At 54.5% G+C, this 23,507-nt stretch carries 20 protein-coding genes; 9 read left to right on the top strand and 11 right to left on the bottom strand.

The annotated features are described in order from the left end of the window. The first annotated feature begins 6 nt into the window (after nt 1–6). Nucleotides 7–3,438, top strand: a complete 3,432-nt coding sequence (gene dnaE, locus HMPREF2541_RS00580; protein ID WP_070541257.1) for a DNA polymerase III subunit alpha — start codon at nt 7–9, stop codon at nt 3,436–3,438. Between the two features lie 220 nt (nt 3,439–3,658). Here dnaE and holA read toward each other — a convergent pair whose 3' ends face one another. The 11 genes from holA to gatC form a co-directional block, all read right to left on the bottom strand. After that, on the bottom strand, nt 3,659–4,666 hold the full coding sequence (gene holA, locus HMPREF2541_RS00575; protein WP_070541255.1) for a DNA polymerase III subunit delta: 1,008 nt from the start codon (nt 4,664–4,666) through the stop codon (nt 3,659–3,661). Next, nucleotides 4,666–5,142, bottom strand: coding sequence for an LPS-assembly lipoprotein LptE (gene lptE / locus HMPREF2541_RS00570; RefSeq protein ID WP_070541253.1), 477 nt, complete (start codon nt 5,140–5,142; stop codon nt 4,666–4,668). Before lptE ends, holA begins: the two co-directional genes overlap by 1 nt. A gap of 113 nt (nt 5,143–5,255) precedes the next feature. Continuing rightward, entirely contained in the window at nt 5,256–5,702 is a 447-nt protein-coding gene (locus HMPREF2541_RS00565) for an RDD family protein (protein ID WP_070541251.1), read from the bottom strand. A 135-nt stretch (nt 5,703–5,837) separates the two neighbouring features. Then, nucleotides 5,838–6,125: a hypothetical protein gene (locus tag HMPREF2541_RS00560; protein ID WP_070541249.1), complete on the bottom strand. Its 288-nt coding sequence runs from the start codon at nt 6,123–6,125 to the stop codon at nt 5,838–5,840. A 178-nt stretch (nt 6,126–6,303) separates the two neighbouring features. Further along, nucleotides 6,304–6,735: a hypothetical protein gene (locus HMPREF2541_RS00555; protein ID WP_003824371.1), complete on the bottom strand. Its 432-nt coding sequence runs from the start codon at nt 6,733–6,735 to the stop codon at nt 6,304–6,306. 191 nt (nt 6,736–6,926) lie between these two features. Then, nucleotides 6,927–8,357, bottom strand: coding sequence for an Asp-tRNA(Asn)/Glu-tRNA(Gln) amidotransferase subunit GatB (gatB, locus tag HMPREF2541_RS00550; protein ID WP_049257843.1), 1,431 nt, complete (start codon nt 8,355–8,357; stop codon nt 6,927–6,929). A 105-nt stretch (nt 8,358–8,462) separates the two neighbouring features. Beyond that, complete coding sequence (locus HMPREF2541_RS00545) at nt 8,463–9,083, bottom strand: trimeric intracellular cation channel family protein (protein WP_003824373.1); 621 nt, start codon at nt 9,081–9,083, stop codon at nt 8,463–8,465. 131 nt (nt 9,084–9,214) lie between these two features. Beyond that, on the bottom strand, nt 9,215–11,152 hold the full coding sequence (locus HMPREF2541_RS00540) for a 3'-5' exonuclease (RefSeq protein ID WP_049257844.1): 1,938 nt from the start codon (nt 11,150–11,152) through the stop codon (nt 9,215–9,217). 285 nt (nt 11,153–11,437) lie between these two features. After that, the gene (gene gatA, locus HMPREF2541_RS00535; protein WP_070541247.1) at nt 11,438–12,886 is read right to left on the bottom strand and encodes an Asp-tRNA(Asn)/Glu-tRNA(Gln) amidotransferase subunit GatA; all 1,449 of its coding nucleotides are present in this window, start codon (nt 12,884–12,886) and stop codon (nt 11,438–11,440) included. Nucleotides 12,887–12,965: 79 nt separating this feature from the next. Further along, nucleotides 12,966–13,544: a DUF4303 domain-containing protein gene (locus HMPREF2541_RS00530; protein WP_070541245.1), complete on the bottom strand. Its 579-nt coding sequence runs from the start codon at nt 13,542–13,544 to the stop codon at nt 12,966–12,968. 290 nt (nt 13,545–13,834) lie between these two features. Then, nucleotides 13,835–14,125, bottom strand: a complete 291-nt coding sequence (gatC, locus tag HMPREF2541_RS00525) for an Asp-tRNA(Asn)/Glu-tRNA(Gln) amidotransferase subunit GatC (RefSeq protein ID WP_003824379.1) — start codon at nt 14,123–14,125, stop codon at nt 13,835–13,837. A 212-nt stretch (nt 14,126–14,337) separates the two neighbouring features. Between gatC and HMPREF2541_RS00520 the strand changes: the two genes are divergently transcribed. The 8 genes from HMPREF2541_RS00520 (at nt 14,338) to HMPREF2541_RS00485 (ending at nt 23,391) form a co-directional block, all read left to right on the top strand. Beyond that, a complete protein-coding gene (locus HMPREF2541_RS00520; RefSeq protein ID WP_003824380.1) occupies nt 14,338–15,375 on the top strand; it encodes a rod shape-determining protein in 1,038 nt (345 codons plus the stop codon). Between the two features lie 114 nt (nt 15,376–15,489). Continuing rightward, the gene (gene mreC / locus HMPREF2541_RS00515; protein ID WP_070541243.1) at nt 15,490–16,377 is read left to right on the top strand and encodes a rod shape-determining protein MreC; all 888 of its coding nucleotides are present in this window, start codon (nt 15,490–15,492) and stop codon (nt 16,375–16,377) included. Nucleotides 16,378–16,379: 2 nt separating this feature from the next. Further along, nucleotides 16,380–16,883, top strand: coding sequence for a rod shape-determining protein MreD (gene mreD, locus HMPREF2541_RS00510; protein WP_049257848.1), 504 nt, complete (start codon nt 16,380–16,382; stop codon nt 16,881–16,883). Next, nucleotides 16,880–18,928, top strand: coding sequence for a penicillin-binding protein 2 (gene mrdA, locus HMPREF2541_RS00505; RefSeq protein WP_070541241.1), 2,049 nt, complete (start codon nt 16,880–16,882; stop codon nt 18,926–18,928). The genes mreD and mrdA overlap by 4 nt, the downstream gene beginning before the upstream one ends. Before the next feature lies 1 nt (nt 18,929). After that, nucleotides 18,930–20,042, top strand: a complete 1,113-nt coding sequence (gene rodA / locus HMPREF2541_RS00500) for a rod shape-determining protein RodA (protein WP_003824389.1) — start codon at nt 18,930–18,932, stop codon at nt 20,040–20,042. Nucleotides 20,043–20,317: 275 nt separating this feature from the next. After that, entirely contained in the window at nt 20,318–20,848 is a 531-nt protein-coding gene (locus HMPREF2541_RS00495) for a cysteine hydrolase family protein (protein WP_070541239.1), read from the top strand. 23 nt (nt 20,849–20,871) lie between these two features. Continuing rightward, nucleotides 20,872–21,516 (top strand): MarC family protein, encoded by a 645-nt coding sequence (locus HMPREF2541_RS00490; protein ID WP_003824393.1) that lies wholly within the window; start codon nt 20,872–20,874, stop codon nt 21,514–21,516. A 198-nt stretch (nt 21,517–21,714) separates the two neighbouring features. Beyond that, nucleotides 21,715–23,391: a formate--tetrahydrofolate ligase gene (locus tag HMPREF2541_RS00485; protein ID WP_070541237.1), complete on the top strand. Its 1,677-nt coding sequence runs from the start codon at nt 21,715–21,717 to the stop codon at nt 23,389–23,391. The last annotated feature ends 116 nt before the right edge of the window (nt 23,392–23,507 follow it).

The raw sequence follows: 23,507 nt of genomic DNA, 5'->3' as shown, positions 1-23,507 counted from the left end.
CGAAATATGACCGCCCCTGTTTATATCCCCCTGCGCCAACACACCGAATTTTCCATCACCGACGGCACTTTGCGCATCAAAGAGCTGGTGAAGAAGGCCTCCGCTTTCGGCCTACCCGCGCTGGGCATCAGCGATTTGATGAACACGTTCGGCCTGGTGAAATTCTATAAAGCCTGCCGCGGCGCGGGCATCAAGCCGGTGGTGGGGGCGGATGTGTGGGTGGCGAATCCGGAAAACCCCGAGCAGCCTTTCCGCGCCATGCTCTTGGTGCGCAACGAAGCGGGCTACCGCCGCCTGTGCGAGCTGCTCACCCGCGCTTATGTGGGCACGGATCGCAATGTTGCCCACGCCGAGCTGGAGCCGCAATGGCTGGCCGAAGGCGGCAACGAAGGGCTGATCTGCCTGTCCGGCGCGCATTTGGGCGAAGTGGGCCGCCAGCTGATGAACGGCCATGACAGCGCCGCCTGCGCCGCCGCGCAGAAATACGCGCAATGGTTTCCCGATGCTTTTTATTTGGAACTGCAAAGGCTACCTGAAAAACCGGAATGGGAAACTTCGGTTTCAGGTAGCCTCAAATTGGCGGCAGAGCTGGGCTTGCCCGTGGTGGCCACCCATCCGGCGCAGTTTTTAAACCCCGACGATTTCAAGGCGCACGATGCGCGCGTGTGCATTGCCGGCGGCTGGGTGCTGGCCGATAAACGCCGCCCGCGCGATTTTGTGGCCGGCCAGTATTTTGCTTCGCCGGAAGAGGTGGCCGCCCGTTTTGCCGATTTGCCCGAGGCATTGCAAAACACGGTGGAAATCGCCAAGCGCTGCAACCTCACGCTCACGCTGGGCAAAAACTTCCTGCCGCAGTTTCCCACGCCCGACGGCATGAGCTTGGACGACTATCTCGCCCACTTATCCAACCAAGGCCTGCGCGAACGGCTGGCCGCGCTTTATCCGGATGAGGCGGAACGCGAACAAAAGCTGCCGGAATACCAGGCGCGGCTGGATTTCGAGCTGGGCACCATCGTGCAGATGGGCTTCCCGGGCTACTTCCTGATTGTGGCCGACTTCATCAACTGGGCGAAAAACAACGGCTGCCCGGTGGGACCGGGGCGCGGCTCGGGTGCGGGCTCGCTGGTGGCTTATTCCTTAAAAATTACCGATTTAGACCCGCTGCGCTATGCGCTGCTATTTGAGCGTTTCCTCAATCCCGAGCGCGTGTCGATGCCCGACTTCGATATCGACTTCTGCCAAAACAACCGCGGCCGTGTGATTGAATATGTGCGCCAAAAATACGGCTTCGAGGCGGTGAGCCAGATTGTTACCTTCGGCACCTTGTCGTCTAAAGCCGTGATCCGCGACGTGGGGCGCGTGCTGGAGCTACCCTTTGGCGTGTGCGACCGGCTCTCCAAGCTGATTCCGCTGGAAGCCAACAAACCGCTGAACTTGGAAAAGGCGATGGAGGCCGAGCCGGAAATCGCCAAGGTGCTGGAAGAGGAAGAGGCCGAAGAGCTGATGGAGCTGGCCAAAAAGCTGGAAGACCTCACGCGCGGCCTCGGTATGCACGCCGGCGGCGTGTTGATTGCGCCGGGCAAGATTTCCGATTTCTGCCCGGTGTATCAGGCCGACGAATCCGCCTCGCCCGTTTCCATGTATGACAAAGGCGACGTGGAAGACATCGGGCTGGTGAAGTTCGACTTCCTCGGCCTGCGCAACCTCACCATTATCGAGATGGCGCAGGAATTTATTGCGCAAACCACCGGCGAGCGCATCGATGTGAACCACATCGACCTCACCGACCAGCAAGCCTATGAGGTATTCCGCAAGGCCAACACCACGGCGGTGTTCCAGTTTGAATCCACCGGCATGAAAAAGATGCTGGCGCAGGCCAACACCACCAAGCTGGAAGAAATCATCGCCTTTGTGTCGCTCTACCGCCCCGGCCCGATGGATCTGATTCCGGATTTCATCGCCCGCATGAAAGGCGCGCGCTTTGAATATATGCACCCGCTGCTCGAACCCGTGTTGCAACCCACCTACGGCATCATGGTGTATCAGGAGCAGGTGATGCAGGCCGCGCAGGTGATCGGCGGCTATTCGCTCGGCGGGGCAGACTTATTGCGCCGCGCCATGGGCAAGAAGAAGCCCGAAGAAATGGCGAAACACCGCGAAATCTTTGCCGAAGGCGCGGCCAAGCAGGGACTTGCCCGCGAAAAAGCCGATGAAATCTTCGACTACATGGAAAAATTCGCCGGCTACGGCTTCAACAAGTCCCATGCCGCCGCCTACGCCCTGGTGGCCTACCAAACCGCCTGGCTCAAAGCCCACTACCCGGCCGAATTCATGGCCGCCACCATGTCGAGCGAGTTGGACAACACCGACCAGCTCAAGCTGTTCTACGACGACGCGCGCGACAACGGCATCCGCTTCCTGCCGCCCGATGTCAACCATTCCGGCTACCACTTCCAGCCCGACGCCCAACGCCGCATCCGTTATGCCCTGGGCGCGATTAAAGGCACCGGCGAAGCCGCGGTGGAAGCCATTGTGGCCGCGCGAGAAGAAGGCGGCACGTTTAAGAGCCTGTTCGATTTCTGCGAGCGCGTGAGCCGCCAGCACATCAACCGCCGTACCATCGAAGCCCTGGTGCGCGGCGGCGCGTTTGACAGCATCGAGCCCAATCGCGCCCGCCTGCTTGCCAACATCGACCTGGCCATGAGCAACGCCGAGCAGCAGGAAGAAAATGCCAACCAAGGCGGCCTGTTCGATATGGTGGAAGATGCGATTGCCCCCTTGGAAATGATCGACGTGCCCGCCTGGTGCGAAGCCGAGCTTCTGGCCGAAGAAAAACAGGCCATCGGCTTCTATTTTTCCGGCCACCCCTTCGGCCCGGCCGAAAAAGAAGTGCGCCAATTCGCCCCCACCCGCCTCTCCCAGCTCAAGCCCAACGACAACGTGCGCGTGGCCGGCTTCGCCACCTCCATCCGCAGCATGGTGGGCAAACGCGGCAAAATTGCCTTCATCACGCTGGAAGACACCGGCGGCAAAGCCGAAGTGATGATTAGCGGCGAAACGCTCGAGCAGCTTGGCCGCGACACCCTGCGCGCCGACCAAGTGTTGATTGCCGAATGCCGCATCAGCCGCGACGACTACGGCGGCGAAGACGGCCTGCGCATCATCGCCAACCGCGTTTATACCCTGCAGGAAGCCCGCAGCCACTACGCCCGCGCCCTCACCCTGCACCTCGCCCCCCACCATGACATCTCCCGCCTGGCTGAACTGTTGCAACGCGGCGGCGACGGCAAACGCGTCCCCCTGCGCCTGCACTACGCCAACGGCCAAGCCAGCGGCGAGCTCATCCCCGATAGCCGCTGGCAGCCCTGCCTGACCACCGAACTCTTGGAAGAACTGGTGTCGCTCCTGGGCGAGCGGCAGGTGGGAGTGAATTGGTAGGGGCTACCTGAAAAGTATTGTGCCGATAGCAATGGATTGGGCATTGATGCTCGGCATGATGAAATCAGGCTACCTGAAAAGTTTCTGCAGCAAGGTAGGAAGGTTTTCAGGTAGCCTGTGGTGATTTGGGTGGTAATAAATGTTTATCGGGGAGGGGTGCACACTCGATCGTTATATTGGGCAGGTTAGCTGCCAGTATTCCCGTATGGCATTAACACCATTAGCCGGCCAGACTCACCAGCAGCTGCCGGATGGCGGGCCAGGCTTCGCCGGTTTCTGCGCCTTTGATGATGCGGTCGATGCGGGCGCATTCTTGCAGGGCGGATATGAGGCGCGGGGTGGCGATGCGGCGCACGGCCAGGGGGGCAAGTTGCTGTTTGCTGCCCCACAGGCGCAGGCTGTTGCGCACTTGGGCTACGGTTTGCCCTTGTTTGAGGGCGGCGGTGAGGCGGATGAGGGTACGGATGTCGTCGGCCAGCATCCACAGCAGCATCACAGGCTCTTCGCCGTCGGCTTCGAGGCCTTCGAGTAGGCGCACCACGCGGGCGGGTTCGCCGCTCATCCAGGCGGCGGCAAGCTGGAATACGTCGAAGCGGGCTACGTCGGCCACGGCGGCTTCGGTTTCGGCAATGCTCAATTCGTGGCCGGCGGGGTAGAGCAGGGCGAGTTTGTCGATTTCCTGCTTGGCGGCCAAGAGGTTGCCTTCCACGCGCTCGGCAAACAGGGCCAGCGCTTCGTTGTCGATAGATAATTGATGCTGCGCGAGGCGGCCGCGTATCCAGCCGGGCAGGGCTTGGGCATCAATGGCTTTGGCTTCGACCACAGTGCCGCTGCGGCTGAGGGCGGCAAACCATTTGGCTTGGGTTTGGGCGCGCTCGAGCTTGGGTAGGAGGATGACGGTTACCGTGTCGGGCGGGAGGTTGGCGGCCAGTTGTTCGAGGGCTTCGCCGCCGGCTTTACCGGGCTTGCCGCCGGGCAGGTGGATTTCAAGCAGTTTGAGTTCGGCAAACAGGCCTATGCTGTTGGCGGAGGCGAGGAGGTCTTGCCAGTCGGCGGCGGTGTCGGGGGTGTGGGTTTCGCGGTTCAGGTAGCCTTGCTCTTTAGCAGCGGCACGGATGGCATCTAAGGCTTCTATCCGCAGCAGGGCTTCTTCGCCATGCAGCACATACAGCGCTTGCAGGGGCTGTTTGAGCTGCGGCAGCAGGCGTTCGGTGCTGATGGCGGCCATTATTCGGCTTTCAGGTAGCCCAGGCGGCGCACGAGCTGGCGGGCGGCATCCACTCGCATATCGGCCAAGAGCTGGGCTTCTTCTTCTTGTTTACCGAGGATTTCGCTGTCGCTGTAGTCCAGCGTGCGGTATACGGTAATCATCATCGGCTCGCCCATGGCTTTTTCGCCGCGCCAGGCTTGGGCGGACACTTTGAGCTCCAGCTGGTATTCGGTTACCGTGCCGGAGAGGTTAAGGGTTTGGATATTTTTATTGGTTTGGATATTGGTTACTTTGATGATGGCATCGGCAAAGGCGCTGTCGAGCTTGGCGTGGCGGCGCAGCAGTTCGGTTTCGATATTTTGCTGCAATTCGCGCCCTTGTACGGCCCAGGTTTGATAGGGCAGGGGCGGGTTGAGCGCGGGGTCGCTGCCGGCCAGGCGGAAGCCGCAGGCGGCCAGCAACAGCAAAAAGGGCAGCATCAGATATTTTTTCATGGTGTTTCCTTGGCTTGCGCCGCAAGAGACGGCGGCTAGGGACGTATTCTAGCGGATTGTGGATGGGGGAGGCTACCTGAAAAGTGGCAGCATGGGCTTTCAGGTAGCCTTTGTTATAGCGATACCACCACCGAGCCCATAAACCGGTCTTGCAGGGTGCGCCGTTCGAATTTGGGAATCAGCAGCATGCCCAGGCAAATGAGATACGCCAAACCGGCCGGCCAATGGAAGAAAATCAGCAGCAACACAAAAGCCGCTTCCCGAGCCAATACCGTGCCGAGAAAGCCAGGATTGCTGCCGTTTTTGTCTAACACACGGATGCGGAATAGCCATTTGCCGAGCGACTGCCCTTTCAGCGACATCAATATGGTTTGCAGCAGCATATAAGCCAGCATCGGCAGCAGCACCAAATGGAAATCGTTGTTGCCGGGGAAGTAATATAGCAAAGCTTGCAGCAGGGCATAGGCTAGGCCGAAGTTTAGGGCGGCGGCCGCGATTCGTTTCCAAGCAGGGGCAAGCCGATATACCTTGCCGTTTTCTAAGCGGACTTCTGGGTTCATAAGGTGGTTGTGTATGTATGGTGGATTAAAGTCAGAGTGGGGTAAGGAGAACTAGCGCAGCAGTATCCTTCTTTTGATTCAATATGATATAAGAGCTAAACAGGCTATCTGAACATTCTGCGGCATGCACATCCTTTAAAACCAATAGTCCCGCATGGCTGCCAATAATTCCGGGGTGATTGCGTATCCGCAATTTTCACCGATGACGCTGTCGATGCCGCAATAAGGGCAGCATGCCGTGTATTGCCCGTCGTTTTCCGGCACAAAGTCGCCTTCCTCCAGCTCGGTGGAGCGGAAGATGGCGAGGCAGGAGAAGCAGCCGCAACGCTGGGGTGGCAGCAGATAGGCTTTATTCTTGAAAGAAAATTGGTGTGCGGCGATGGCAGCGGCGCCCAATGCCTCATCTGTTGATAGGTTGGTCATCTTGTTTCCAGAAGAGGAGGCTACCTGAAAACGGCTGGGCATTTTCAGGTAGCCTTTCAGGATGGTTTAAGGCTGCATCTGCAAAGTTTGTGCAGAATCGGCAGTGCCAATCTGTTTTGCCCTGCATTTATGCTGTTGGGCATACATACTTGAGCGACAAACTTTATTTGCGCCCGCATCAGCGAAGGCGGTTTAAGCCTAGCGCATAGGTTCGCCCGTTTTGCCAAGCAAACCACCAATACAGGCGCATATTCGGATTATCGGGCTTGCTCATGCGGCAAAACGCAAAGGCCTGATTGTGGATACACGCCATCGGCATCGCTCGGAGCTCAGACGGCAGCAAGGTTTTCCATTCGTGAATTTTTTGCGCGGAAGAAGTTTGCAGTCGGCATTCGCCCGTGCCTTGGCACACCGGCGACCATGGGCTGTTGCCGTTTTTCCCGTCCATCATCCATTGCGCGCCGCGCTGGTAATAGCGCATCTGCATCTGCGTGGGGCGCTGGTCTTTATCCAGCAGCACATATTCGCCGGCATCGGATGCGTCCAAACCGGCCGCGAATGCGCTGCCGGCCAAAGCCAGCCACAAAACCATGATTTTGGCAATTTTCATAAAATTCTCCCAAGAAGAAACCCTTGCTTATTCCTACAGAAGCGTGGGTTGATTGAGCAAACAGCGCAGCTTGCTTTCTAGCAGACCAAAGCAGCCTGCACCTTAGTTTGCAGTTTAGACAGATACTCAAGCGGCATTATTAAGGCTACCTGAAAAACCTTTTATCGTTTTCAGGTAGCCTTATCCTTGCTTTAAGCCAACTTTGCTTTAATCAACTCCTGCACCTGCGCAGGATTCGCTTTGCCTTTACTAGCCTTCATCACTTGTCCCACAATCGCATTCAGGGCTTTTTCGTTGCCAGATTTGAACTGCTCCACGGCTTTGGCATTGTTTGCCAGCACTTCGTCCACCATGGCTTCAATCGCGCCGGTATCGGTCATTTGCTGCAAGCCGTGTTTTTCGATGATTTCGGCGATGGTGGCTTCTGGCTCTGCCCACATGGCTTCAAAGGCTTTTTTCGCCAACTTGCTGCTTAAAGTGCCGTCAGCAATTTTACCTACCAACGCAGCGAGGCGCGGAGCGGTAATCGGGCTGTCGGCAAGTTCCATGCCTTCTTTGTTCAGCGTGGCGGCGAGTTCGCCGTTCATCCAGTTGGCAGTCAGCTTACCTTGTCCGCTGGCTTTGGCAGCTTCTTCAAAATAGGCAGCCTGCACGCGGCTGGCGGTGAGCAAGCGCGCGTCGTAGTCGCTCACGCCGTAGTCCGCCACGAAACGTACCGCCATTTCTTTCGGCAGCTCGGGCATTTCTGCTTTGGCTTTTTGCAACCGGTCGTCTGAAATGATGACGGGTAGCAAATCGGGATCAGGGAAGTAGCGGTAGTCGTGCGCGTCTTCTTTCAGACGCATCACGCGGGTTTCGCCTTTTTCAGGGTCGAACAGCATGGTTGCCTGCTGTACTTTGCCGCCGTCTTCCAAAATCTCGATTTGCGCTTCCACTTCGTAATTAATCGCCTGTTCCAAGAAACGGAAGGAATTAAGGTTTTTAATCTCGCGGCGCGTACCAAATTCCGCTTGACCTTTCGGACGCACGGATACGTTGGCATCGACGCGGAACGAACCTTCCGCCATATTGCCGTCGCAGATGTCCAGCCAGGTTACCAAGCTGTGTAAGGCTTTGGCGTAGGCAACGGCTTCGGCGGCGGAGCGCATTTCGGGTTCGGATACCACTTCCAACAGCGGCGTGCCGGCACGGTTCAGGTCGATACCGGTTGCACCGTTCAAGCCCTCGTGCACGGATTTGCCCGCATCTTCTTCCATGTGCGCGCGGGTTACGTTGATGGTTTTCACATCGTCGCCAACTACGATTTCCAATTTGCCGTGTTCGACAATCGGCAAATCTAACTGGCTGATTTGATAGCCTTTTGGTAAATCAGGATAGAAGTAGTTTTTGCGGTCGAACACGTTTTTCTGATTGATTTTCGCATCCAAAGCCAAGCCTAATTTGATGGCTTTTTCAACAACTTCGCGGTTCATTACCGGCAGTACGCCCGGCAACGCGCATTCCACCACGCTGGCGTGCGCATTGGGTTCCGCACCGAATGCAGTCGATGCGCCGCTGAAGATTTTGGATTTTGTGTTGAGTTGGACGTGGATTTCCAGTCCGATTACGGTTTCCCAGGTCATAAGGGGTCTTTCTGTTGAAGAAGGGTTAATCGGTTCGTAAGGGTTTCCGGTTGGGCAGAGGCTACCTGAAAACCCAGATTCTATCTTTCAGACGGCCTTTTGCCGCTATTTTCTGCGCGGCTGGAAGCCGGGAAGCTGCCAGTGGAAGCGGTAGGCGGCTAGCCGCAGGAATAGGCCGGCGGCAAACAGCAGATGCAGGGTAAAGGCGTTTATCCAGCCGATTCGCGCGAGGAAATACATCAGCCCGCCGATGAAGATGGCAACGCTGCCGTAGAGGTCGGCACGCAATACGATGGGCACGTCGTTTACCAAAATATCGCGGGCAATGCCGCCGCCCACAGCGGTTACAAAGGCGAGCACGATCACGCCGAACAGGTTGAGCTGCAGGCCGATACCGATTTGCGCACCGGTGATGCTGAAGGCGGCCAGGCCGATGGCGTCGGCAATCAGGAAAGCGGCGGCAAGGTGGGTGCGGCGGTAGCGTTGCACGCGCAGCAGCCAGGCGATAGTGAGGGTGGCGAATACCACAATCAGCGCATCAGTATGCCGGAACACCTGCGGCACATGTCCTACCAGCGCATCGCGCATCATGCCGCCGCCCACGGCGGTGAGCAAGGCGGTGATGATCACGCCGAGCACGTCGAGCCGCTTGCTGTAGCCGACGAGGTAGCCGGACACGGCGAAGGCGGCGGTGCCGATGATTTGGATGAAGTCGGTGGTGGTCATGGTTTCAGGTAGCCTTGCAGGCAGTGTTAGGTGGTTAAATAGGTTTTCAGACGGCCTTAGAGGCTACCTGAAAAGTTTCATGGGTTGTGCATTCATGCTGGTTAGTAACCTTAAACTGCTTTCAGGTAGCCTTAATCTGCATTGTTGCCGTTTAACTGCTTGAACTGCCGATAACTGTCGAGCAGGCGGCTTTGGTAGAGGCCGCTGCCGGAAAGGGTAATCATCAGGTAGTTTTGGGCGCGGGTCATGGCAACGTAGAGCAGGCGCGTGTTGTCGGCCTCTTGGTTTGCATCTTTATGCTTCAAGGTACAGATGCCCATCAACATCACGCGTTGGAATTCGAGACCTTTGCTGCTGTGCATAGTAAAGACGGCAACGGCGTTGTCGTGCGGATTGTAGGCCTTTTTGCTGCCGCCGTAATGCAGGGAGTGGCGGATGCCTTTTTGTTTCAACAGTTTGGCTACGTCGTTGCATTGTTCTTTGTTGTAGCAAATGACGGCGATATCTTGCGACGGAATGCGGTCTTTGAGCCATTTGTCGAGGCAGCGGGCAAGGTAGTCGAGCTCGCCCTGCCAGTCGGGGCATTCTTTGATGTAGGGCGAAATGCCGTTTACACCTGCAGCCTCGGGCTCGACCAGCGGTACGCCGTCTTCGCCGCTTTCGTACGGCTGCATTTTGTTTTGGGCAAACAGGTAGGCGAATCCGATGATTTCTTTGGTATTGCGGTAGTTCAGGCGCAGGATGGTAGTGCGGCCTTGGGCTTTGATGCCGACGCTGGATAGGGTGAAGCCCAAGCCTGTGCCGCTTTTTTTGTAGATGGCCTGGGCATCGTCGTAGAGCAGCAGCAAATGGCCGTTGTCAGCGTCGAGCATATGCACGCTCAGGCGCAGCCAGTCGGCTTCGAAATCGTGGCCTTCGTCAATGAGCACTGCGTCGTAGCGGCCGCCGGGCAGTGTGCCGTCGTGCATGGCTTGCAGCACGGTCAGCGGGGCGTGTTCGTAACCGGGCAAGTGGCGGTAGCGCTCGGGCGTGTCCAGCCCGTATGCTTTTTGCAGTTTGCCGCACCATTGGTGGAAACTGCACACTTCCACTTTTTCCGCCAAGCCTTTGTCGGCCACGGCGGTACGTAATTTATCGGCCAATACGCGGTTGTAGCACAGCACTAAAACGGGTTTGTCGGACTGTTCGGCCAGATATTGGCAGCGCATCAGCAAAATCAGGGTCTTGCCGCTGCCTGCCACGCCGTGGATGACGCGGTGGCCGCCGCCGATGCTGCGGGCAAGCTGCTCCTGTTGGATGTCCATGATTTTGATGATGTCGGGTGCGGCGATGGGGTGCGGCACAGAGTCGGCAGCTGGGTGCTCAGGCTGCTGTTCCGTTTTGCCGTCAGCTTGGTCGGCAGAGAAGAGTTCCTGCTGCTCGGGCGGGTTGATGCGGACTTCGGGAAACAAATGCCAACGGATGAGGTCGGTTTCGCTGCGGCTCAGGCTGCATTCGATGCGGTAGGGGAACATGGCGGCCAGCCTGTCGGCGATGTGCGCGTTGTCCTGCCCGCTTTTCAAATCGTCTTTATACAGCGTTTGCGTGTGCGGCATCAGATGGTCGAATTTGGCAATGTCGGTAATTTTGGCGATGTCGCTGCGGTTGAAACGGGTAAAAACTACGCCGTGCGCGTAGGGGATGCGCAGCCTGCCTTTGTATTCACCCTCGGTGTGCTGCAAGCGGGTTTCTTTTGATAACAAGTCGATGATTTGGAACATATAGCCGCGCGCCTGCTCCAGCGGGTGCTTGACTGTTTTCGCGGTGTGCTCGAACACCATTTCGCATTCGGTCTGGGTCATGCGCCTAAAGCTGTTGCCCGCCCAGTCCTTTACTTCCAAGCACAGCAGCCCCCTGTTTGGAAACAGTACGAGGAAATCGGCATACAGCCGTTTCTTACCCATCGGCACGTTGTACCAAACGATGCAGTCTTCGGCCAAATATTCGCGCAGGAAATCGGCGGTTTTACGCTCGCCTGCAGTCATGGCTTTGCGGATGTGCTCGCTCAGTTCGGGGATAAACTGTGGCATAAATGTTTTCCTCTTTAATCTTTGTTTTCCGTTTTAAATTTTCAGGTAGCCTCATGAGTAGGGAAGCGGTATGGGTTACAAATACCTAATTTATAAGCTATTCCTAGTTTTAAACTTGCCAACCAAGCCTTCATATTTTTTGAGTAGTTTGGCGTAGTTTTCTGGGATTTTGGGTTGGTGCATTACTTCAGGCTATCTGAAAAAGATGATTCAAAACAATAATGCTACGAATTCTACTATTTTCAGGTAGCCTTTCAGACGACATCAAAGGCTACCTGAAAACTTTCACGCCGGCGCTTTCGTGTGCCAATCACTCGCCAACTGTACTTGATGCGCTGCGCCAAGAATTTTGGCTTCGGAGAAGTGGTTGCCGATAAATTGCACGCCGATGGGCAGTCCGCTGCTGCTGAAACCTGCGGGCAGGGTCAGGGCGGGCAAACCGGCCAGATTCACGGCGATGGTGTAGATGTCGGAAAGGTACATCTGCACGGGATCGTGGATGTCGCTGCCGAGTTTCGGGGCGGCGGTGGGCGCAGTTGGGGCGAGGATGAAATCACATTGCGCGAAGGCCGTCTGAAAATCGTTGGCAACGAGGCGGCGCAGTTTTTGGGCTTTCAGGTAATAGGCATCGTAGTAGCCGTGCGACAACACATAAGTACCGATCATGATGCGGCGTTTGACTTCGCTGCCGAAGCCTTCGGCGCGGGTGTTGCTGTACATTTCTTCCAGGTCGCCAAATTGGGCGGCGCGGTGGCCGTAGCGCACGCCGTCGTAGCGGGAAAGGTTGGTGCTGGCCTCGGCGGAAGCGAGGACGTAATAAGCGGGGATAGACAGGGCGGTTTGAGGCAGAGAAACTTCAATGGTTTCAGCGCCTTGTGCTTTTAAAAGGTCAATGACGTTTTGCAAAGCAGCCTGCACATCAGCATCCGCGCCTTCGCCGAAATATTCTTTAGGCAGGCCGATTTTTATGCCTTTAAGCGGTTTGTCCAAATCGCGGGTGTAGTCTTCTTTTCTGCGTTCCAAACTGGTGGAATCGCGCTCGTCAAAGCTCGCCATTGCATTAAGCAAAATCGCGCAGTCTTCAGCGGTTTGCGCCATCGGACCGGCTTGGTCGAAACTGGAAGCGTAGGCAACCATGCCGAAGCGGGAAACCGTGCCGTAGGTGGGTTTGATGCCTGTGATACCGCAGTGGGACGCAGGCTGGCGGATAGAGCCGCCGGTATCTGAACCGAGCGCGACAGGAGCAAGGCGTGCGGCAACGACGGCTGCGGAGCCGCCGGATGAACCGCCGGGTACGTGCTCAAGATTCCATGGGTTTTTGGTTGCACCGTAGAACGAGGTTTCGTTAGTCGAACCCATGGCAAACTCGTCCATATTGGTACGGCCGAGCGTTACCATGCCTTCGTCAAGCAGATTTTGAACGACGGTGGCAGTGTAGGGGGAGACAAAGTTGTCCAGCATTTTGGAACCGCACGCACTGCGCCAACCTGTTTGACAGAAAATATCTTTGTAGGCGATGGGTACGCCGGTAAGCGCGGCGGCGGTACCTTGCGCGATACGCGCGTCGGCGGCACGGGCTTCTTCGAGGGTTTTGTCTTGGTCGAGGGTAATGTAGCCGTTGATAGCCGGGTTCTGCGCAGCAATGGCGGCGAGGTATTCGGTTGCCAGTTCGACGGCGGAGATTTGTTTGGATTGCAGCAGCTGGCTGGCTTGTTTGAGGGTGTATTGGGTCATTTTCGGGTCTTTCGGTTGAAAATAATTGGAGTTTTAAAGGGTTAATAGTGCAGGCTGCTTTTGAGGCCGTCTGAAAATATCAGCCTATCAATTTTTGGTAAGTATCCGGTTGGTTGAGCTGCGTGGCGGAACGGTACAGCAGCGATTGTTCGTCATTTTCATCATAATCATCAATATAAAACGCAAACAGCAATATGTCTTTTTCAGCACGATTGCCAAACAGGCCTTCTTGGTCGCATTGTTGTAGTGCGGCTATCAGGGTTGTTTCGTATTCGGTGCGTTTTTGCTGATAGGTGTCGTCATCATCTAGATTTTCTATGCTGCGGTATGCAACTTGGTAGAGCTCGCTTTGGTTTGCCAGCCAGTTATCTGAAGCATTCTGGATTTCGGTTTGGCCTTCATAAAGTGTACATCTGCCATCCCAAATCGCCTGCAGGATGGTGCAGTTTTTGTATTTTTTCCTGTGCTTGGCAGCAAAGGCTTCTAAATCCTGATGGGTAATCGCGGCGTTGCCTGCGGCAAAAAAGTCGTCTACCAGATAGAAATAATACGCGGCAACTTCTTTACCTGCCTGTTCGACCTGTTGATTGATACGGTTGAAACATTGGCGGATGTGGCTAACGGCGGCGGTGTGCAGGTGTTGTTGCTCGGTGGACATGGGGTTCCTTTAGTTTTCAGGTAGCCTTTGCTGTTTTGAGGCTACCTGAAAATTTTGCGGGCAGGTTTATTTGGCTGCGCTAATGTGGCCGCACACGGCTGGTATCATTTTCGCAGTGTGTTGCTCAAAATACCCGCAGAATTGGGTTTGCGGATGGCACATTTGCTCGGTTTGGTAAGCTTAGAGCGGAGGCGGAGTAGGCTTATCATGAATTGGTGTTTGCCATGGTCGCGTAGGATATCCAGTTTGTGTTTTCAGGTAGCCTTAAAGGGCTTGTGGCTACCTGAAAATTATTCCTCAATCACTTGCGGCACGATATATAGGCGGTTGTGCACTTCAGGAGCAACGGCTTGGTATTCAGCGGCGTGGTCGGTTTCTGTTACTTGGTCGGCACGCAGGCGCAGGGCGAGTTCGTGCGGGTGGGTCATTGGTTCGATGCCGTCGGTATTTACGCTCTGCATCTGCTCTACCATGGCGAAAATGCCGTTGAGCTCGTCGAGGGTGGAGGCTTTCTCGGCTTCGGTTAGGCTCAAACGCGAGAGGCGGGCGATTTTTTCAACGTCGGAAAGTGTAAGCGACATAAAAATTCCTTAAATTATGTTTAGCAAACAGCCCAATCTCAGGTATCATTACGCGTTTCTTTTGAGACTGGCTTGCAAAGTTAGAATTATAGCCTAAAAGCTTGCCTCTCGGCACGGCATAAGAATAAGGTTGCGCAAAGTAGTGCTGGTCTCTCCATAGGCTTGGTTTCTTTAAAGTATTCATCAGTATTCAAACGCTAGGATTTAAAGCAATGTTCCGCTTTCTTACCCGATATTTCTCTAATGATCTGGCCATCGATTTAGGTACGGCCAACACTCTAATTTACATCAAAGGCCGCGGTATCGTTTTGGACGAACCTTCGGTGGTGGCACTGCCCAGTGACATAAATAATAAAAATGCTACTGTAGCGGTGGGTGCGGAAGCCAAGCGTATGCTGGGGCGTACGCCCGGCGGCATTCAGGCGGTGCGCCCAATGAAAGACGGGGTGATTGCCGACTTTAATGTTACCGAAAAAATGCTCAAACACTTCATCCGTAAGGCGAATAACAGCCGCTTTGCCTCTGCACCGCGCATCGTGATTTGTGTGCCCTGCGGCTCAACCCAAGTGGAGCGCAAGGCGATTCACGATTCGGCACAGCAGGCTGGCGCGGCTTCGGTGAATTTGATTGAAGAGCCGATGGCCGCGGCTATCGGTGCAGGTCTGCCGATTGAAGAACCGACCGGCTCCATGGTAGTGGATATCGGCGGTGGTACCACCGAAGTGGGTATTATTTCTTTGTCGGGTGTGGTGTATTCCCATTCCGTTCGCGTGGCTGGTGATGCGTTTGATGAAGCCATCATCAATTATGTGCGCCGCAACTACGGTATGTTGATTGGTGAGGCTACGGCTGAAGAAATTAAAAAAGCCATCGGTACAGCCTTCCCGGGCAATGCTGTGCGTGAAATTGAAGCCAAAGGTCGCAATCTGGCCGAAGGTATTCCGCGTGCTTTCACTATCAGCTCCAATGAGGTGCTGGAGGCCTTGGCCGAGCCGTTGAATCAAATCGTGCAGGCAGTGAAAAATGCATTGGAGCAAACCCCGCCGGAATTGGGTGCGGATATTGCCGACCGCGGCTTGGTGCTCACCGGCGGTGGTGCGCTGCTTAATGGTTTGGATCGTTTGCTGGCCGAGGAAACCGGCCTGCCGGTGAGCATTGCTGAAGACCCGCTCACCTGCGTGGTGCGCGGTTCTGGTAAGGCACTGGATTTAATCGGCAAGATGAACTCTGTGTTTGTGCCCAATCCGTAATCTTTATTCCGGCATCCCGTGCGCTGCAAAACTGGCGCGGGATGCCGATCGGTTTATTTTGTATCAGACCTGCCTGCGCGGTGTCTTCAGTTTTCAGGTAGCCTGTATTCCCTTATGTCGCAAGAAATCAATTTTGTCAGCCCGATTATCAGCTCTGCCGGCAAGCTGGTGCTGCTGGGGATAGCCTCAATGGCACTGATGGTGTTGGACAACCGTTATGCGGCATTGCAGCAGGCTAAATCTTATGTGGCCACCGGGCTCTATCCCTTGCAATGGGTGGCACGCCAGCCGGCCGAATGGGCAAGCGGCAGCATGGTATTTATGCGTGACAAACGGCAACTACTTGCTGAAAACACTCATCTGAAAGAAGAAAACGCTCGCCTGAATATGCAACTGCAGCTGCAAGCACCAGCGGCACGAGAATTGAGCGAGCTGAAAACACTGAACCATTTGCAGCCACTGCTCGCGCCCAAGACGGTGCTGGCGGAGATTGTGTCTAACGGCCGCATTCCACGTGCCGATCGCCTGCTGATTACCAAAGGCAGCAGTAGCGGGATTCAGGTCGGGGATCCGGTAAGTGATGAAAAAGGCTTAATCGGGCAGGTAACCGGCGTGCAGCCAGCCACGGCAGAGGTTACGCTGATTAACAACCGTCAGTCGGTGATTCCGGCGATGGTGGCCGAAAGTGGCGTACGCACCTTGGTGTATGGACGTGGGGAGACGCTGGATTTGCGTTATTTCCCCGTGTCAGCCGAGTTGAAAGAGGGCGATTTGCTGGTTACTTCCGGCATCGACAGTATCTACCCGGCTGGCATCCCAATTGCCAAAGTAACGCATGCCGACCGCAACTCCGGCACGCCGTATTACCGTACGGTGCTAACACCGGCGGCCAATCTGAGTAGCAGCAGTTATGTGCTGGTGATTCCGCAAAAGTCGCAGTCGCCAGCTAGGTTACCTGAAACTGCTTCCGAGCCGCCAATCGAACAGGAGGCGCAGGAGTAAGCATGTCTCCAATCTACCCGCTTAAAGAGTCAACACCCAAACGCTGGGTAGCATTCAGTTTTTTACTGGTGCTGCTCATCGATTTCATCCCGGTTGCTTCACCATGGGTGTACCCCTTGCCTGATTTCACGCTGATTATGCTGGCGTATTGGTTGCTGCATAGGCCGCAGCTTGTCGGCATCGGCGTGGCGTTTTGTCTTGGCCTGTTGGTGGATATCGGTACCAACTCGCTATTGGGGCAGCATGGTTTGGCTTATAGCGTGGCTGCGTTTCTGATTGAACGTAACCGGCGGCAGATTGTGCTCAATTCTTTTGGCTGGCAGGCTGTAGCGGTGGCCGGCGCCATGTTGGTTAGCCAATTGGTGGTTTTCTTGGTTAGTCTGTTTCAACAGCAGCCGTTTCCCCTATGGAGACTGTGGCTGCCTTCAATCGTTACCGGCCTGTTGTGGCCGCAGTTGAACAATGTGATGCTCGCCATCGCCCATTACCGCCGTTCCCGCAAATGAAGTCGAGACGTCATTATACGCCCGTCAAAGCACCACCCCGTAGCCAGCGGAAGGATTATCTGCTGCGCTTGGTAGTGGCGTTTGCTATGGTTTTAATGTTCTTTGGCGTGTTGGTATGGCAGTTCGTGCGGCTTCAGGTAGCCCGGCACGAGGAATTTGTAGACAAAGCCGTTGCCAACCGGGTTTCCCTCATTCCCACTCCGCCGATTCGCGGCGAAATTACTGATGTGAACGGCGTGGTGCTGGCGCACAACTATCCGGCCTATTCGTTGGAAGTGATCCCCAACGAGTTGGAAATGAAAATTGAGGATTTGATACCTGCTTTGCGCCCATATGTGGAAATCAGTGAGGCCGATATGAAGCGCTTCCAGCGTTTCCGTGCCGAATCCCGCTCCTACGAACGTATCCCCCTGAAATTAAAACTGAGCACCGAAGAAGCCGCTCGGCTGGCTGCGGTGCTATTCCGTTTCAAAGGTGTGGAAGTGAACGCACGCACTTTCCGCGAATATCCCTACGGCGAGCTTACCACTCATATCATCGGTTATATTGGCCGCATCAGCGACAAAGACCGCGACCAACTGGAAAGCGAAGACCGCTATGAGCTTTATCGCGGTACCACCCATATCGGCAAAATGGGCTTGGAAAACTATTACGAGCAGCAGCTGCACGGCATGCCCGGCTATCAGGAGGTGGAAAAAGACGCGCAAGGCAATATTGTGCGCACTCTAAAAACCGCACCGGCAATAAGTGGGCAAACCCTGCGTCTGTCGCTTGATATCCGTATGCAGCAGAAGGCCAGCGAATTGTTGGGCAACCGGCGTGGTGCGGTGGTGGCTATCGACCCGCAAACCGGCGGGGTGTTGGCATTGGTGTCGAAGCCGACTTACGATGCCAACCTGTTTATTGATGGCATCGACAGCGATACGTGGAAAAGCCTGAACGACGACTGGCAGCGTCCGCTTATCAACCGCGTTACCCAAGGGCTGTATCCGCCCGGTTCTACTTTCAAACCATTTATGGGTATGGCCGCGCTGCAAAGCGGGCAGATTACCCCCAACACTGTGCTGCCTGCGCCCGGCGCATGGAGCATTCCCGGTAGCCGCCACCAGTTCCGTGATTCAGTGCGCAGCGGGCACGGTTCGGCCAATTTGGGTAAGGCCATCCAAGTGTCATCCGACACCTTCTTCTATCGCCTAGGCTACGAAATGGGCATAGAAAAGGCTTATCCCTATTTGGCGCACTTTGGTTTTGGTCAGCCTACCGGTATTGATTTGCCTAATGAATACAAAGGTATTCTGCCCAGCCCGGAATGGAAGGCACGCCGTTTTGCTAATTCGCGCAGCGAGGCGGCTCGGCAATGGAAGGCTGCGGATATGGTAACCATCAGCATCGGCCAAGGCTATAACGCCTACACACCGCTGCAGATGGCACATGCCACCGCCACGCTGGCCAACAACGGTGTGATGTACCGACCGCACTTAGTGCGCGAGCTTATCGACCATCAAAAGCAAACCCGCATCTTGGTTGGTATCCAACCCAGCGCTACTCTGCCATTCAAGCCAGAATATTTCACTTTCGTGAAACAGAGCATGGAGCGCGTGTTGCGTCCGGGCGGCACAGCCTGGCGCGTGGGTGTGGGGCTGAAATACAGTATGGGTGGTAAAACCGGTACGGCGCAGGTGGTGCAGATTCGGCAGGGCGCATCGTATAACGCCGCTGCGCTGGCCGAACGCCATCGGGACCATGCCTGGTTCATCGCCTTTGCGCCGGCACAGAATCCAAAAATAGCTATTGCGGTGCTGTTAGAAAACGGCGGCTGGGGCGCGAATGCCGCACCGGTGGCGCGCCAGTTGGCTGATTTCTACCTGTTGCAGCTGCAGGGCGAAAATGGCAAAAACCTGCCGTTGCCTAAACCCTCTGTGCCGGGAGATGGCGCGATGAGCCAGGCTGAGTATCCGCTGATTCATGCTCAAGCAGCACGCACCCTGTCTGCCTATCGGGCGGTTTCAGGTAGCCAGCCGGCTGCCGCATCCGAGGTTCGATAATATGCAACACCCGTCTGAACACGCTATCCGCCGCTACTGGCGGAAAATCTGGGATCCGATGGATATGTGGCTGTTCTACAGCATGCTGGCCATCTATGTGATGAGCCTGTTTTTGCTGTATTCGGCCGACGGTCAGAATATTGGTCAGCTGGAAAATAAAACTCTGCACACGATAGTAGGCTTTGTGCTGCTGTGGTGTATTGCCCGTACGCGGCCGCAGGTGCTGAGCAACTTTGCTATTGTGCTGTATGGGGTGAGTCTGCTGATGCTGGTGGGGGTGCACTTTTTCGGGGTGATTGTGAACGGCTCGCAACGCTGGCTGAATTTGGGCATTATTCGCTTGCAACCCTCTGAATTGATGAAAATTGCGCTGCCAATGACGGTGGCGTGGTATCTGCAACAGCACGAAACGGATCTGGGCTGGCGGCATTATTTGGCTGCATTGGTGCTGATAGCCGCGCCGGGCTTCTTGATTTTGAAACAACCTGATCTAGGTACAGCAGTGTTGATTATGGCGTCTGGACTGTTTGTGATATTTTTTGCTGGGTTGCCGTGGCGGGTGATTGCGGTGGCCGTGGTCGGCTTTTTTGCTTCACTGCCGCTGCTGTGGCAATACGGTATGCACGACTACCAGCGTACCCGTGTGCTGACCCTGCTCGACCCGACTAAAGACCCGCTGGGCGCGGGCTACCATATCTTGCAGTCGATGACCGCCATTGGCTCCGGCGGCGTGTGGGGCAAGGGCTGGCTTAACGGCACACAAACGCATCTTGATTACATCCCGGAATCTACTACTGACTTCATCTTCGCTGTATATGGCGAGGAGTTCGGCCTTATTGGCAATCTCTTACTGCTGGCGGTGTACACCATTATGCTGGGGCGTGGCCTTTATATTGCCGCCAAAGCCCCCACGCTCTACAGCCGAACCTTGGCCGGCGCGCTGACCATGACGCTGTTTTGCTATGTGTTTGTGAATATGGGCATGGTGAGCGGCATTCTGCCGGTGGTGGGCGTGCCGCTGCCGTTGGTAAGCTACGGCGGTACGGCCACGCTTTCTATCATGATTATTGTGGCTATGCTGATGGGCATCAGTAACCAGCAGAGTAAGATGTAAAGTTGGAGGCTACCTGAAAAAGGCTACCTGAAATTTCAGGTAGCCTTTGTTATGGATGGGATGCTTGCCGAGAAAAATGATGATATATGTGTTGAATTTGCAATATATTTGACCTGATACGGCATCTAGCCATGGTAAAGCTTTTGCCACCCGTATAGAATGTCGGCAGTTCTCCGGCCGATGCCGGGGTTATTCTTTTTGGTTGTTTGGAAATAAGTATTCCAGCTTCATGGAAGCAAGCGTTTTCAGGTAGCCTTGGCCACAGAAAGAGCATAATGAAGAAAACGGTTTTATTGGTTATCGATACCCAGCAGGCATTACTGGATAGGGGTGCTTATCGCGGGGCAGAAATGTTGGATGCCATCGGTCGAATGTTGCTTGCAGCCCGCACGCACGGGCGCGAAGTCATCTATGTTCGGCACAATGAGGCGGATTCGCCCTTTGCACCGAACTCGCACGGTTGGCAGATTGCTGCCGCCGTTGCACCGCAGGCCGGTGAGAAAGTAGTGGATAAATGGTATAACAGCGCTTTTCGCGGTACGGATTTGCTGGATTACCTGCGTGGCAACGGAGTTGAGCGTTTAGTGGTGGTTGGCATGATGACTGAATATTGCGTGGAAGCTACGGTACGGGCTGCCAGCGATTTGGGCTTTGAAGTGATTTTGCCAGAAGGTGCCAACAGTACGCTGGATAATGGCCGCTGGTCGGCTAAAGATCTGTATGAACACCATAATTTCGATATTATGCGCGGCCGTTTCGCAGCCATGCCGAGCGTAGATGAAGCCGTGGCGCTGTTGTCTGATTGATTTGATGTTTAACGAGAGAAGTGATGATTACTCATATCTTATATTTGTTTACTGGTTTGATTGTTTTAAATAATCCATTGATTGCGCTTGGTTATTTTGTGGATAAGACGGCAGGCTTCACGCTGAAGGAACAGCGCAAAACTGCACGCCTGGTGTCGATTAGTGCGTTTATTTGCATGGTGGTAGCCGGAGTGATTGGCACCCCGTTGTTGAAAGTTTTGGGCATTGGTATTCCGGCCTTCCAAATTGCCGGTGGTATTTTGGTGTTTGTGATTGCGATGAGCATGATGGGGGGGGAGGACAATCCGGTGAAACCCAATTTGAATAAGGAGCATTCAAGCCTACCGCCGGAGAAGCAATTCGCTTTTGCCGTGGTGCCAATGGCTACGCCGATTATTGTTGGCCCCGGTGGCTTTTCTATCGTGATTATTTACAGCAGCCATGTGGGGACGTGGCAGGGCGCATTGGAGCTGTTGATTGCCTGCTTTATGGTGGGGGTAACCTGCTATTTGATTTTGGCCGGCTCGGCCAGACTAAGCAAAATTCTTGGCAATGTTGGCATCAAGATCATCAACCGCGTGTCCGGCTTGCTGCTGGCAGCCATTGCGGTGGAGATTGTATTGGCTGGTTTGCGAAGCTTATTCCCGGCTTTGAAGATTATGGGTTAAGTTTGATGGTAGCAATGAAGAGCGGGTGGTGTGCCCGCTCTTTGTGTTTAAATTGTCACTCCACTACCTTGTGTCAATTTTAGTTATGTGACGATATGTTGTATCTAATGATGGATGTTCGCTTTCTAGTAACAGATTTAGGGTACAATCCCGAGTGCTACACTCTTCTTTTCTGACTCTTTATATTTGGAGACTGTTATGCCCCAATTGTCTGACGTGCAAATTGCCCAAGCCGCCAACATCCGACACATCGATGAAATCGCCGCCAAGCTCGGCTTGAAACCGGAACAACTGGAGCATTACGGCAAATATAAAGCCAAGATTAATCCGGCTGATGCATACAGGCTACCTGAAAAACGAGGTAAGCTTATTTTGGTAACTGCTATCAGCCCTACGCCTGCCGGGGAAGGGAAAACGACAGTCACCATTGGCTTGGCTGATGCGCTCAACCGTATTGGTAAAAATGCTGTTATCGCCTTGCGTGAGCCCTCACTCGGCCCGGTGTTCGGCATCAAGGGTGGGGCAGCCGGTGGCGGCTATGCCCAAGTGCTGCCAATGGAAGACATCAACCTACACTTTACTGGCGATTTCCATGCTATTGGTGTAGCAAACAACCTTTTGGCTGCCCTTATCGACAATCATATCCATCATGGTAATGCGCTCAATATTGATCCAAAACGGATTCTGTGGCGGCGTGCAGTGGATATGAATGATCGCCATTTGCGCAATATTATCGGTGGGTTAGGTAAAACCGCCGATGGTGTGATGCGTGATGATGGTTTTGATATAACTGTTGCCTCCGAAGTGATGGCGGTATTCTGTTTGGCTAAAGATATTGCTGACCTCAAACAGAGGTTGGGTAATATATTGGTGGCGTATACCAAAGACGGTAGTCCGGTGTATGCACGCGATTTGAAAGCACAAGGCGCAATGACAGTGCTGTTAAAAGATGCCATTAAGCCAAATCTTGTTCAAACCATTGAAGGAACACCTGCTTTTGTGCATGGCGGCCCGTTCGCTAATATTGCCCATGGATGTAATTCAGTTATCGCTACGCGCTTGGCTTGTCATTTGGCCGATTATGCCGTTACCGAAGCTGGTTTTGGTGCAGATTTGGGCGCCGAGAAATTTTGCGACATCAAGTGCCGATTGTCCGGTTTGCGGCCGGATGTTGCAGTGGTAGTGGCTACCGTGCGGGCATTGAAATATAACGGAGGCTTATTAAAAGATGAGTTGTCCGGTGAAAATCTGGCTGCATTGGAAAAAGGGTTACCCAATCTGTTGCGCCATATTGATAATCTGAAAAATGTATTTGGCTTGCCGGTGGTGGTGGCGCTCAACCGATTCAGTGCTGATACTCAGGCTGAATTGAATTTGGTGGCAGAAGCCTGTCGGCAGCGTGGTGCGGAAATATCATTTACTGAAGTGTGGAATAAGGGTGGTGCTGGTGGTGAGGGTTTGGCGCGTAAAGTAGCTGCTGCTGTCGAACAATCATCTGCACAATTCAGCTTCTCTTATGAAGTAGAGCAAAGTATCCCGGAGAAAATCCGCATGGTTGCACAGAAGATTTATGGTGCAGACGACGTGGATTTCAGTGCGGAGGCGCTGGCCGATATCGCTAATTTGGAAAGATTGGGGTGGGACAAGTTGCCCGTTTGTATGGCAAAAACGCAATATTCATTCAGTGATAATGCTAAGTTGTTGGGCGCGCCACAAGGTTTCCGCATCATTGTGCGTGGGTTGACGTTGTCTGCTGGAGCAGGGTTTGTTGTAGTGCTGTGCGGTAATATGATGAAAATGCCAGGTTTGCCAAAAGTGCCGGCTGCAGAGCGAATTGATGTGGATGACGATGGGGTAATTAGCGGATTGTTCTGAATAGTTTTAGCGTGAAAGAATTCATGGCCGGGTATTGCCCGGCTATTTTTTGTGCAAGTAGTTTTCAGGTAGCCGGTAGTTGGTTGTATTTGTGCTGGGTAAATTTCATTTCAGCT

The organism is Eikenella sp. HMSC061C02, from assembly GCF_001809035.1.
GTDB classification, from domain to species: Bacteria; Pseudomonadota; Gammaproteobacteria; order Burkholderiales; family Neisseriaceae; genus Eikenella; species Eikenella corrodens.
Note: the sequence above shows the minus strand (reverse complement) of the source record. Positions and strands in the feature narration are given on the sequence as shown.

What these genes read in the sequence shown, in the direction of transcription:
- HMPREF2541_RS00560 (WP_070541249.1), bottom strand. Translation starts at nt 6,125, where the DNA reads ATGACCAACCTATCAACAGATGAGGCATTGGGCGCCGCTGCCATCGCC.
- mreD (WP_049257848.1), top strand. Translation starts at nt 16,380, where the DNA reads ATGTCTCCAATCTACCCGCTTAAAGAGTCAACACCCAAACGCTGGGTA.
- gatB (WP_049257843.1), bottom strand. Translation starts at nt 8,357, where the DNA reads ATGACCTGGGAAACCGTAATCGGACTGGAAATCCACGTCCAACTCAAC.
- HMPREF2541_RS00545 (WP_003824373.1), bottom strand. Translation starts at nt 9,083, where the DNA reads ATGACCACCACCGACTTCATCCAAATCATCGGCACCGCCGCCTTCGCC.
- gatA (WP_070541247.1), bottom strand. Translation starts at nt 12,886, where the DNA reads ATGACCCAATACACCCTCAAACAAGCCAGCCAGCTGCTGCAATCCAAA.
- HMPREF2541_RS00555 (WP_003824371.1), bottom strand. Translation starts at nt 6,735, where the DNA reads ATGAAAATTGCCAAAATCATGGTTTTGTGGCTGGCTTTGGCCGGCAGC.
- holA (WP_070541255.1), bottom strand. Translation starts at nt 4,666, where the DNA reads ATGGCCGCCATCAGCACCGAACGCCTGCTGCCGCAGCTCAAACAGCCC.
- HMPREF2541_RS00495 (WP_070541239.1), top strand. Translation starts at nt 20,318, where the DNA reads ATGAAGAAAACGGTTTTATTGGTTATCGATACCCAGCAGGCATTACTG.
- lptE (WP_070541253.1), bottom strand. Translation starts at nt 5,142, where the DNA reads ATGAAAAAATATCTGATGCTGCCCTTTTTGCTGTTGCTGGCCGCCTGC.
- HMPREF2541_RS00520 (WP_003824380.1), top strand. Translation starts at nt 14,338, where the DNA reads ATGTTCCGCTTTCTTACCCGATATTTCTCTAATGATCTGGCCATCGAT.
- mreC (WP_070541243.1), top strand. Translation starts at nt 15,490, where the DNA reads ATGTCGCAAGAAATCAATTTTGTCAGCCCGATTATCAGCTCTGCCGGC.
- HMPREF2541_RS00565 (WP_070541251.1), bottom strand. Translation starts at nt 5,702, where the DNA reads ATGAACCCAGAAGTCCGCTTAGAAAACGGCAAGGTATATCGGCTTGCC.
- gatC (WP_003824379.1), bottom strand. Translation starts at nt 14,125, where the DNA reads ATGTCGCTTACACTTTCCGACGTTGAAAAAATCGCCCGCCTCTCGCGT.
- rodA (WP_003824389.1), top strand. Translation starts at nt 18,930, where the DNA reads ATGCAACACCCGTCTGAACACGCTATCCGCCGCTACTGGCGGAAAATC.
- dnaE (WP_070541257.1), top strand. Translation starts at nt 7, where the DNA reads ATGACCGCCCCTGTTTATATCCCCCTGCGCCAACACACCGAATTTTCC.
- HMPREF2541_RS00490 (WP_003824393.1), top strand. Translation starts at nt 20,872, where the DNA reads ATGATTACTCATATCTTATATTTGTTTACTGGTTTGATTGTTTTAAAT.
- HMPREF2541_RS00485 (WP_070541237.1), top strand. Translation starts at nt 21,715, where the DNA reads ATGCCCCAATTGTCTGACGTGCAAATTGCCCAAGCCGCCAACATCCGA.
- HMPREF2541_RS00530 (WP_070541245.1), bottom strand. Translation starts at nt 13,544, where the DNA reads ATGTCCACCGAGCAACAACACCTGCACACCGCCGCCGTTAGCCACATC.
- HMPREF2541_RS00540 (WP_049257844.1), bottom strand. Translation starts at nt 11,152, where the DNA reads ATGCCACAGTTTATCCCCGAACTGAGCGAGCACATCCGCAAAGCCATG.
- mrdA (WP_070541241.1), top strand. Translation starts at nt 16,880, where the DNA reads ATGAAGTCGAGACGTCATTATACGCCCGTCAAAGCACCACCCCGTAGC.